At 35.0% G+C, this 10,916-nt stretch carries 12 protein-coding genes; 3 read left to right on the forward strand and 9 right to left on the reverse strand.

Features of this window, described 5'->3' with window-relative positions; genetic code table 11:
* Position 1: 1 nt before the first annotated feature.
* From BMSHG_RS00035 to BMSHG_RS00065, 7 genes are all read right to left on the reverse strand, one after another.
* A complete protein-coding gene (locus tag BMSHG_RS00035; protein ID WP_019152383.1) occupies positions 2-862 on the reverse strand; it encodes a DUF421 domain-containing protein in 861 nt (286 codons plus the stop codon).
* 29 nt (positions 863-891) lie between these two features.
* On the reverse strand, positions 892-1,098 hold the full coding sequence (locus tag BMSHG_RS00040; protein WP_009336483.1) for a DUF1657 domain-containing protein: 207 nt from the start codon (positions 1,096-1,098) through the stop codon (positions 892-894).
* 11 nt (positions 1,099-1,109) lie between these two features.
* Complete coding sequence (spoVAE, locus tag BMSHG_RS00045) at positions 1,110-1,460, reverse strand: stage V sporulation protein AE (RefSeq protein ID WP_019152384.1); 351 nt, start codon at positions 1,458-1,460, stop codon at positions 1,110-1,112.
* Positions 1,461-1,462: 2 nt separating this feature from the next.
* On the reverse strand, positions 1,463-2,476 hold the full coding sequence (gene spoVAD, locus BMSHG_RS00050; protein ID WP_019152385.1) for a stage V sporulation protein AD: 1,014 nt from the start codon (positions 2,474-2,476) through the stop codon (positions 1,463-1,465).
* Entirely contained in the window at positions 2,476-2,955 is a 480-nt protein-coding gene (gene spoVAC, locus BMSHG_RS00055; RefSeq protein ID WP_019152386.1) for a stage V sporulation protein AC, read from the reverse strand. The genes spoVAD and spoVAC overlap by 1 nt, the downstream gene beginning before the upstream one ends.
* A gap of 17 nt (positions 2,956-2,972) precedes the next feature.
* Positions 2,973-3,428 carry a YhcN/YlaJ family sporulation lipoprotein gene (locus tag BMSHG_RS00060; RefSeq protein WP_019152387.1) on the reverse strand — a complete coding sequence of 152 codons (456 nt, stop codon included), beginning with the start codon at positions 3,426-3,428 and terminating at the stop codon, positions 2,973-2,975.
* 78 nt (positions 3,429-3,506) lie between these two features.
* Entirely contained in the window at positions 3,507-3,713 is a 207-nt protein-coding gene (locus tag BMSHG_RS00065; RefSeq protein ID WP_019152388.1) for a DUF1657 domain-containing protein, read from the reverse strand.
* A 1,366-nt stretch (positions 3,714-5,079) separates the two neighbouring features.
* Between BMSHG_RS00065 and BMSHG_RS00080 the strand changes: the two genes are divergently transcribed.
* The 3 genes from BMSHG_RS00080 to BMSHG_RS00090 are packed head-to-tail and all read left to right on the forward strand — an operon-like array spanning position 5,080 to position 8,799.
* Positions 5,080-6,561 carry a spore germination protein gene (locus tag BMSHG_RS00080; protein ID WP_019152391.1) on the forward strand — a complete coding sequence of 494 codons (1,482 nt, stop codon included), beginning with the start codon at positions 5,080-5,082 and terminating at the stop codon, positions 6,559-6,561.
* 8 nt (positions 6,562-6,569) lie between these two features.
* A complete protein-coding gene (locus BMSHG_RS00085) occupies positions 6,570-7,664 on the forward strand; it encodes a GerAB/ArcD/ProY family transporter (protein ID WP_019152392.1) in 1,095 nt (364 codons plus the stop codon).
* Between the two features lie 4 nt (positions 7,665-7,668).
* Positions 7,669-8,799: a Ger(x)C family spore germination protein gene (locus BMSHG_RS00090; protein ID WP_019152393.1), complete on the forward strand. Its 1,131-nt coding sequence runs from the start codon at positions 7,669-7,671 to the stop codon at positions 8,797-8,799.
* Between the two features lie 54 nt (positions 8,800-8,853).
* On the opposite strand, the gene BMSHG_RS28580 is transcribed toward BMSHG_RS00090, so the two are convergent.
* Both BMSHG_RS28580 and BMSHG_RS00105 read right to left on the reverse strand, forming a co-directional pair.
* Entirely contained in the window at positions 8,854-9,057 is a 204-nt protein-coding gene (locus BMSHG_RS28580; protein ID WP_019152394.1) for a hypothetical protein, read from the reverse strand.
* 1,348 nt (positions 9,058-10,405) lie between these two features.
* Positions 10,406-10,786 carry a DUF6262 family protein gene (locus BMSHG_RS00105; protein ID WP_019152396.1) on the reverse strand — a complete coding sequence of 127 codons (381 nt, stop codon included), beginning with the start codon at positions 10,784-10,786 and terminating at the stop codon, positions 10,406-10,408.
* Positions 10,787-10,916: the final 130 nt, after the last annotated feature.

Genomic DNA, 10,916 nt, shown 5'->3' on the forward strand with positions numbered 1-10,916 from the left:
CTTATCCTTTTAAAATAGGGGTCACTTTATCAATGGCTTCTTGTAATTTTTCACTGTTTAACCTATACATTTGTTTGGCCTCTTTTGATTCCGTTCCAAGAGCAAATAGTTCTAAATCAGCTTGACATTTTTTCATAACGGAAAGAATTAAAGGTCTTTCTTGAGGGGATGCAACTTGCAACTTATCATCAAAAAGGTCAACCGTTAACTCTCCAAAAGAATTAATTTGTCCAAGAAATACATTTTCAACCGTAACCCCTAATTTATCTAACTCTGTATTTAACCATGCACGACTTCTTCCAATTGTAGCTAGTGGTTCATCCATTATGACCCCATCCATTATGACAGTTTGAGGCTCTTTGATAGAAGGAACGGATAAGTTTAAATCCTTTGCTGTTAAAGGTTGGTTTTCCTTTTTTAACATGACGGATAAATCTCCCGTTGCCTCTAAAACAGCAAATTCTACATCAGAGACTTGAAAGACATCCTTCCTGCGAAGTAGCTCTAACAGTTCATCTGTCGTATATCTTTCCTTTTTTAAATTATCTTCCATAATCTTCCCATCTTTGATAAATACAGTTGCTTTTCCTTCTATAAAATCGCGAAAACGTTTACTTTTTAATGAAATTAAACCAGCGAAAAAGGGAATAGCCGCAAAAATGACAATTCCAATAATTCCGTGAAAAATGTTCCGTTCAAGTCCCATAGCCACTTCTGCACCAATACTTCCAATAGAAATACCGGTGACATATTCAAAGAAAGATAGTTCGGAAATTTGCCTTTTCCCTAACCATTTTGTAATGAAAAATAAAACAGCAACAAATAATGCTGAGCGTACAGCTATATCTAACCATTCAGCCACTGCTTACACCCCCTGTAAATATAGTTTATCTAGAAACCTTTGTACTGAAGTTCCTCTCCTTCTAGTTCTCCTACTCTTTTTTTTAAATCTTTTGTTACTTCGTGTACTACCATCATAGCCTCATGCAAAGTTCGCTTCGATTCATCATCAAGAGTCCGTAATGCTAAACTTGAGAGACTTGCTTCTACCCCTTTTAGACTGGCAAAACACTGTTTAACATCTGATCCTACTGTCATCCTAATTCTCCTTATCCTTTTGGCTTAAAAATTAAAGCTCCTATCATGCCGAAAACAATGGAAGCTGAAATACCGGAACTAGTTACTTCAAACATTCCTGTCAGTACACCAACTAACCCATGTTTTTCTGCTTCCTGCATCGCACCATGAACAAGCGAATTCCCAAAACTTGTAATCGGAACGGTAGCCCCTGCCCCAGCAAAATCAATTAAGGGTTCATATAAACCAAAACCATCTAAAATAGCACCCACCACTACAAGGGTACTTAACGTATGTCCCGGTGTAAGTTTGAAAACATCGAACATAATTTGCCCAATCACACAAATCAAACCACCTACTGTAAAAGCCCAAAAATAGGTCATATTTATTGTTCACCTCCATATTCAATCGATACAGCATGGGCAATACAGGGAATCGTTTCATTTTGCTGAAAAGAAAGAGGCGATAATAAAGCACCTGTTGCCACGACTAACATTCTTTTAAATTCACCTTTTTTCATCCGATTTAATAAATGACCGTAAACAACTGTTGCGGAGCATCCTGCACCACTTGCCCCTGCTAGAACCGGCTGCCCCTCCCGATAAATCATAAGACCGCAATCTTGATATTGTTCTTCACTAATTGTAGTTCCATGCTTTTTAAATAAATCCATAGAAACTTCCTGTCCAATTTTCCCTAGATCTCCGGTTACAATTAAATCATAATAAGATGGCTTAACATTTCGTTCCTTTAAATGGGCTTCAATGGTATCAACCGCAGCTGGCGCCATAGCCCCTCCCATATTAAATGGATCGGTCAGACCCATATCAATCACACGGCCTATTGTAGCAGAAGTGACACGAGGTCCATCCCCAGAATCACTTAAAAGGGCCGCACCGGCACCAGTAACAGTCCATTGTGCCGTAGGAGGTTTTTGTCCACCATACTCAGTTGGATACCGAAATTGTTTTTCAACAGCTGTATCATGACTAGATGCTCCTGTTAATAAATATTTCGCTCCTTTTGTATTCACAATATAAGCACCTAGAGCCAGTCCTTCCATAGACGTAGAGCAGGCACCGAATAAACCAAAATAAGGAGCTCCAATTGTTCGACTAGCAAAACTTGTCGGAGTTATCTGGTTGATCAGATCCCCTGCAAGGATAAATTGAACCTGATCTTTTTGGATTCCTCCTTTTTCCATTGCCTTTTGACAAGCTTCTTCGAAAAGGACTTTATGTGCTTTTTCATAGGAATCTTGTCCAAGCCATAAATCAGCGTGAAGAGTATCAAAGTCATCTGGGATAGCCCCATTGGCTTCAAACGGTCCACCAATGGTTCCGGTGGAGATAATGACAGGATTTTGTTCAAAAATCCATGTACGATGACCTGCAAGCATTATAAACCACCCCACTTGATTAAAATGGTTTTGATGAGGGCAATGACAAAAGCAGAAAAAACACCAAATAAAATAACCGCCCCTGCTAATTTAAACATGTTGCCGCCTACGCCCAGTACAAATCCTTCGGAACGATGCTCAATGGCAGGTGATATGACCGCATTGCCAAATCCAGTTACGGGTACAGCTGTTCCAGCCCCTCCAAATTGGGCCATTCGATCATATACACCAAAACCAGTAAGAAGCATCGTAATAAAAATTAAAGTACCCACTGTCGGATTTCCGGCCGTTTGCTCAGTAAAATCAAAATAATAAATGTAAAAATCTGTAATAAACTGACCAATCAGACAAATAAGGCCACCAGTTAAAAAGGCCTTTATGCAATTTTGAACAACAGGTCTTTTGATTTCTCGTTGTTTTTGCAATTTTTGATATTCCTGTTGCACAGGAGTGAGTTGTTTCTTTTGATTATTTGACATAACTCGACCCTTCCTCTTTACGTTTGTTCTTTCATAAGACTTTTCAGTTTCTTCAAATCCTTTTTTAAGTTCTTCTTATTCGTATCATTTTTTTTCAATCTTCTTTCTGTTTTTTCAAGTTCCCAGAACATTTTTTTATCACTGGAAACAAATACTTTATAATCTGGATACATTTTTTCCAAGTCAGATTTTACTGACTTCTCGATATTTTTTAATCGGAAACGGTTGAAATTTCCGACTTTTATCGCTACTAAAAGCTCATTATCTGTATTCACAGCCTTTACATCCGAAATTTCTTCCTTAGTGAATATCTTTTCTTTGGCATGATTGGCAACAGATTGATCAATTGGTTTACTTGTATGTACTTGTGAAATACTTAAATCATTATTATTATCTACCTGATTATGGTTTCCGTCACACCCTGAACCTAATCCGATGAGGATAAAAATGAAAAATAATATTTTCACTTTCATGAAATCACCTCCATGTTTTACCAGTATTGGAATGGTTAAAAAAGGTTGGCCTCTCAACCAACCTTTTCGCCATACTCATTATTGTTGTTTGTATTGAGGTTCTTCTTGTTCGATTTGTTGAACACGTGGTTCTACACTATCAATAACGGATTGGGTTTGTTTAGCAGCATCTTGGTAAAGTTGCTTGGCTTGTTGATTGTCTGTACCAAGAGCAAATGTTTCAAAGCTAGCTTGGGCGCTTTTTAAACCTGCTAAAGCTGTTTTAACGTCATTTATGACTGTCATGAATAACACCTCCTATGATTTGACCTTTTTAGAGTGCTGAAAAAACATATTTTTATTCATTTAAATCTATTTAAAAGAGAATATTTGAGAATTTAAATATGTAATATTTCAATGTTTTTGGTAAAAATAAATGTGCAAGAAAAATCTAATGAAGGGAGGTAAATAAGAATTGATAGACGAGGTTTTTAAAAAGGGATCAACGTACAGATGATTTATTCATGGTTACTAAGGATTGTGGAAAGTTTGTCCATTGTTTTTATCCGAATACAGGTAATATTCCGCATTCAAATGCATGAACTGATAAGCTTATTATTTTAGAAATAAAGTATTATTCAGTATGTCTTATTACATTTTCAATTAATAAAAAATGATGAATGATAAAAGCGAGGTTTACGAAGTATGTATAAGGACTATAGCGAAATTATTTTAGGGACAAAACTACGAGCTAGACATAAGGAATTAGAAAAGTTAGAACAAAGTTTTACTAATCCTATTATACATAGGGAGATTCATGGTGAAAAAGTATACGTTCCTTTGGATTTAAGTAGGATTTGGGACAGGATACATTAAAATAAGCATATTCATTTGTATAGCAACTTCATTCATAAATTAGGGTAAATGAGGGACAAGGTGAAAGGACACTTTCGTTTAAGGGTAATAGAATTATCCTAAGTGTTAGAATAGCCAATAGGGACAATGCCCCTATGTCCCCTTCACGTACACTCAAGGCCATTTTAATTAACAAGTAAAAAAAGCCTACTACCCATATACCATTCTGAAAAAATGTTGAAATTATATTTCTTATCATATTTGTAATAAAATATAAGTCCATTAAAATCCCCCTAATATAAGATATATTACCACAAATACCCATTATACTTATTCAATTAACCTCCGTTACTTTCTGTAGTACTTACCAAAGAAAAATGGCTAAAGCAAAGCTATTCATGTATAAGATTTTATATATTTGGTGCAACAAATTGGATATGACTTACGGACAAATAGTGCATCCTTCTAGTGACGTGCACTTTATTTGGAGAGGCGGGCATGATAGCCTGTTGTGGCTGAGCAAGGATCCTTGATACCTCTGGCTCCATGGCTCATAATCTTGCCCGCAGAGGCTCCAAGTAAGTGACAAATTGCCTGTACTTTCTTCCAGTAAAGGGTTCGACAATTTATGAAAATAATTTCAATATGACTTATGAACTTAATAAAGCACTACACTATATTGAATAAGGATGAAGCATTACTATATAAGTAAAATCCACTTAATCTAGGCACGATAATGGTTTAACGCTGTCCATATTCTGTATAAATTAATTGTTTTTACAGACACTATTAAAAACGGTTGAAGGAAATGTTAAGAATGACAGAGCGTCATAATAATGAGAGCTTGCCAGGTTATGAAAAAATTAAATCGATTCTTAATGAATCACCCGACTTGAATTGTCGAAAGATTGAAGCTGGACAAGTGGGGATTCATATTATTTTCATGAAGAATTTAATTAAGCCAGAGATTCTAAATGAATATGTCATTAAATACATTGAACAACTTTCTGTAGAATACTTACATTACACCTATTTAATGAAAAACATTCCTATAGAAGAAATAATGGTAAATATAGAGGAACAAGAAGTTATCTCTTCCCTATTAAATGGATTTGCTTATATTTATTTCTTAGAAGAGAAAAAGGGATTCATGGTGAACTGCGCAAATCCCATTGAACGCTCTATTGAGAAAGCAGAAACAGAATCGTTAGTATATGGACCTAAAATTTCGTTCACTGAATCATTAACTTCTAACGTTAAGATAATCAGACAAAATCTAAATGATTATAATTTGTGCACGGATGAAATAAAGATTGGGGAACGCGTTCAAAAGCAAGTAAGAATTGTATATATAAAAGATATTGCGAACGATGACACCCTTCAGACACTTAAGGACAGGATTAAACAATTAAAAACGGATAATATAAGTGACAGTTCCGTTTTGGCTCAATGCCTAGAAGATAATCATTACTCTTTATTTCCACAATTTATATTAACAGAGCTGCCCGATCGATTCATCTACTCGATTTTAAACGGGCGAATTGGTGTTTTTGTAGATGGTAGCCCTGTAGCGATTATAGGTCCTGCTAATTTTTTCTCATTTTTCGAATCAACAGAAGATATCTATTTGAGATGGTCTTTAAGTACATTTATTCGTTTTATCCGATTTTTTGCTATGGTAGGTTCTATTTTTTTAACAGCCATTTATGTGGCTGCCATGACGTATCATTTTGAACTCATACCATCTAAATTGTTATTTATCATTGGACAATCACGTTCACAAGTTCCTTTTCCGCCCTTATTAGAAGCACTCTTACTAGAATTGTTAATTGAGTTACTTAGAGAAGCTGGTGCCCGCCTTCCTTCAAAAGTAGGACAAACAATGGGAATTGTAGGAGGTATTGTCATTGGCCAAGCAACGGTTGAGGCAGGGTTAACTAGCAATATTTTAATTATCATTGTTGCATTTAGTGCATTAGGGGCATTTTCGGCTCCTATTTATGAAATGGGCACTGCTGTCAGAATTGCTAGATTTCCAATCATTATTTTAGCAGGTGTTTGGGGGTTAAATGGAATCATTTTTGGTATATGTATTCTAATGGTTCACTTGTTAAAATTAACTTCTTTAAATAAACCTTATCTTGCACCTCTATATCCGCTAAGAATGAAAGATTTGCAATATTTTTTAATACGTCTCCCCCACCATTTTTATATAAGACGGCCAATAGTTAATCGACCCAAAAACTCCATTCGCCTTAAGAAGCGATTAAAAAATTCACCAGATATAGATGAATTTTGAGGTGCAAAATGAAATCAAATACACGTTTTGTTAACGCATTTATGGCATTTTTTATCATACACACTTCGCAAATTGGGATGGGGATACTTGGAGTTCCAAGAATATTATATCTAGAATCAAAAAAAGATGCTTGGATCTCCATTTTACTTTCTGGTTTATTCGTTAGCTTAATTACATGGTTAATGATATCTATCCTAAAAAAAAATGAAGGTGGTACTCTTTTTGAAATTCATGAACATATATTCGGACGCTTTATTGGTAGTATTTTTAACTTCCTTATTGTCATTTACTTTATTGCCGTCCATTATTCGATTACCATTAGTTATGTCGAGTTGTCACTAACATGGGGATATGAAGGTGTCTATGAATGGGTCGGGGTATTGGCTTTATTAATATTAACCATTTATGCTGTATCCGGCGGATTTAGAGTAGTGACCGGTGTTTGCTTCTTATCCTTTTTAATGACTATATGGCTGCTATTTGTTGTGTACCAACCTCTTCAAACAATAAATGTAACAAGAATTTTACCTATAATGACGACAACTCCTTCAGATATGATGAATGGAGTTTTCAGGAGCAGTTATACAATGTTAGGTTTCGAGACGTTGCTTTTTATTTTTCCATTTATAAAGGAGAAAAATAAACTTCAGCTTTTTAGTCAAATAGCAGTCTGGTTTACGACCATTCTTGTTTTACTAACAACTGTAGTTTCTATTTTATTTTTTAGCGCGAAAGAATTAGAGATGAATGTATGGCCTGTTGTCAGCATGATTAGCACTGTCCATTTTCCATTTATTGAACGTTTTGAATTTGTTGCGGTTCCATTATGGATTTTAGTTATTTTTCCAAATCTTTGTATCACACTATATATTTCTTCCAAGGGTATTAAACAGATTTTTCACATAAAACAAAAATATGGAATATGGCTCATCTCCATTATCCTTTTTATCTGCAGTTTTTTCATTACGAAAAGAGTAGATAATAATTATTTTTTTGATCAAATTGGCAAAACTGGATTTTTCCTCTGGTTTATCTATCCAATTTTCTTGTATGTAATCATCATTATTAGATCAAAAATCAATACTCGTTCCAGACGGAGTTGAAAGAATGAAGAAAATTGTTATTCTGCTGTGTTCTCTTCTTTGTACAGCATGCATGGCCCCTGAAAAAATAATAGAAAGGCAAGGGATTTCAACGATTATTGGTTATGACTTGCTTGATGACAATACATACAAAGGCACTATCAGTTTGTTACAATTTGACCGAAAAGAAGAAAAGACCAGTGTAACCCTTTCAGCTGAAGGAACGACTAATAAACAAATCAGACAAAAACTAGAGGAACAAACAAGCCATGACATTACGTCTGGTCAATTAAGGACCATACTGTTTAATAAAAATATGGCAGAAACAGTAGGAATTACTTCTTTTCTGGATACAATGCAACGAGATAGTACTATCAGTTCTTTAATCTTTTTGGCCATTACTGATAATGCTGAGGAGACGATTAACAATACAAACTATGAGGAATATCCCGAAATGGGTTCCTATATCTATCAATTATTGGATAAACACGAAAAGAAAGAAATGTTAGTCAACTCCAACTTACATGATTTTATAACTACACTATATGAAATTGGTATCGATCCTACACTACCCATGATTAAAAATGCAAATGGGGCAGCACCTTCTATAAGTGGTGTTGCATTATTCAAAGATGATAAAATTGTGGGGTCTATTTCGTTGATAAACACCTTTTATCTAAAATTATTCACAAATAATAAGGCATTTTTAGGTGATATAACTATAGAGATTCCTGCTGGTGAACTAGAGAATCGGGATATGGCAAAACTCAACCTTCCTAAAAGTGATATTTATAAGATTACACTTCATCCGATAAAGTACAAAGGAAACATTGAAATAAAGAACGAAGAATTGGTTCATTTAAATGCAACGATCTCCGTTTCAACATTAGAATTTCAACCCACTACTTCTTTGAAAAATAAAGATGCACTAAACAAAATGGAGCAACTAATTGGTGAAGCCCTAAACAAAGAATTTGGAAATATACTTGAGGAATTTAAAAATTTTAATACGGATCCCATTGGCATCGGAAGAAAAATAAGAAGTGTAAGAAAATATTCCCACTTAACTGAGGGAGATTTAAGACAAAATTACTCAACACTAAAGATAAAACCAAATATAAAGGTAGAAATTAAGCGAACTGGATCAATCGATTAACATATTTTTAGGAACAAAATCGCTAACGCGACTTAACCACGACCCAAGTGTTGATTAATCACTGGGGTCTTTTCTCGCTTGTCGCATGGTACCATTACAAAAAGGACAGACTACTTCCACTTCTTCATTTTCTTCCAAGTCAAAATGAAATTCTTCTACAACATAATCTGGAACTTCATCTTCTTTTCCGCAATCAATACATCTAAAAATAGTAAATACCATTTCTTCATTTGAGCCGAATGGATCCTCTTCATCCAACCACTTAAGAAAATCATCCTGCTCTTTGTTTTTGGCGAAGATTTAGCCTCCTCATTGTTTTGATAGACTTCCTATCTTCCATATAATGATACAGGAATCCATAATCCGCATGCCATATTTCAACTAGGTCCATCTCTCGATGACAATAAGGGGTAGCGTAAGGAAAATGTGGTAATCTTATCCATTTTTTGTATACACCCGGTTATAGATATTCAAAAATGGTTAAATCATCGAATTAGACAACTTATCTGGAAGTGATGGAAAAGATTAAAACTAGATACAGGATGCTTCGAAAATATGGAATAAATCATGACAATACCATGAAATTAGCTAATTCCCGAAAGGGATATGGCGTATATCCAAAAGTGAAATTCTGCATCAAGCGAAAACAAAACAAAAACTCACAAAGTGGGGATTGAAAGATATCTACCAACTTTATGAGTCGCGATACTTAAGAGATTGAACCGCCGTATACGGAACCATATGTACGTGTGAGAGATCGGGGGTTAATCACCCCCCTCCTACTCGATTATCTAAAAAAACGAAACTTTATTAATATTCTTCTTTCTCCAATCCTTCGTTAATTTCTGTAGTTTACCAAAGAAAAATGGATAAAGTAAAGCTTTCCATGTATAAGATTTTAATTAGGTCACCAAATTGGAAAATGACATAGACAATAATTTGCATCCTTGTAGAGACGTGCACTTTATTTGGAGAGGCGGGCATGATAGCCTGTTTTGGCTGAGCTAGGAACTTCATAAGTCTGGCTTCATGGCTAAAAATCTTGCCCGCAGAGGCTCCAAGTAAAGTGACAAATTGCCTGTACTTACTTCCAGTAAAGGGTTCGACTATATATAAAAATAATTTCAATATGACTAATGTACTTAATAAAGCACTACACTACATTTAAGTGCATAATTTCACAATTTCCTTTAAAATGCAGCTTAGAAATCAAATTTTGATTAAAGGAGTTACTCCACAATCGGGCGCTTATCTACAGTATCACCGATAAAAGGATTGATAGAATGCACCTTTTATCATTGTGTACATGTATGCCAAGATAAGTGGTTAAGGACTTGACGCGGAGCCTCTGTGGGTACGATTTGTCTTGAAAGGCTGAAGCAGTTGTTTCATCGGCATCCGAGCCTATCATACCCACCCCTCCACGTAAGGTCCTATCTTTGTATACGTTGAAAACTATAAATAATTACTGTATATAATGCTTCCACAAAGATAGAAAATAGCCATTTTTATTATCATAAAATACGTTAAATACGGTGGAAAAACATACTGTAGATAATGGCCCTTTAATTGAACAAGAGAAGAAGAACTTCGTTCTCGAAATAAACTAAAATTTTTTATATACCTCCGCGTAAGCTACTTTCAATTGATCCCTAAGTTGCTTGTTATCATCTTCTAATCTCTTAACCTTCCGTTTCAGTGATTCAATAAGCGCATCCTTATTGCTCTCATTCATTTCTCTCTTAACTTGTTTTGGTGTAGGTACTTGTGATTGTTGCTGCCTTAATGCTTCAATACGTTCACGAAGGTCAAGGTGGTTATAAAGAGTTGCTTTTGCTACTCCAGCTTCATTTGCCACACTATTAAAATTAATGTACTCATTTGTTCTCAGGAGCCGTTTTATAGCTTCATCAACTTTTTGAGTGGTTGCAGCCTTACGGTGCTTATGTACTTTTTTTAAATGTTCTTTAAGGTCGAAATTAGACATTATTTTCTTCCTGCTTTCGTTTTAATCTTTCTAGTCTACCAAATATAATGTGTCCGCCCTCAATAGTGCTTAAAATACTTATATATCGGCTTAAGTTCTTTTTATTCTTTTTTGCAATATCCACTCGTCT

Source organism: Robertmurraya massiliosenegalensis JC6 (genome assembly GCF_000311725.1).
GTDB classification, from domain to species: Bacteria; Bacillota; Bacilli; order Bacillales; family Cytobacillaceae; genus Robertmurraya; species Robertmurraya massiliosenegalensis.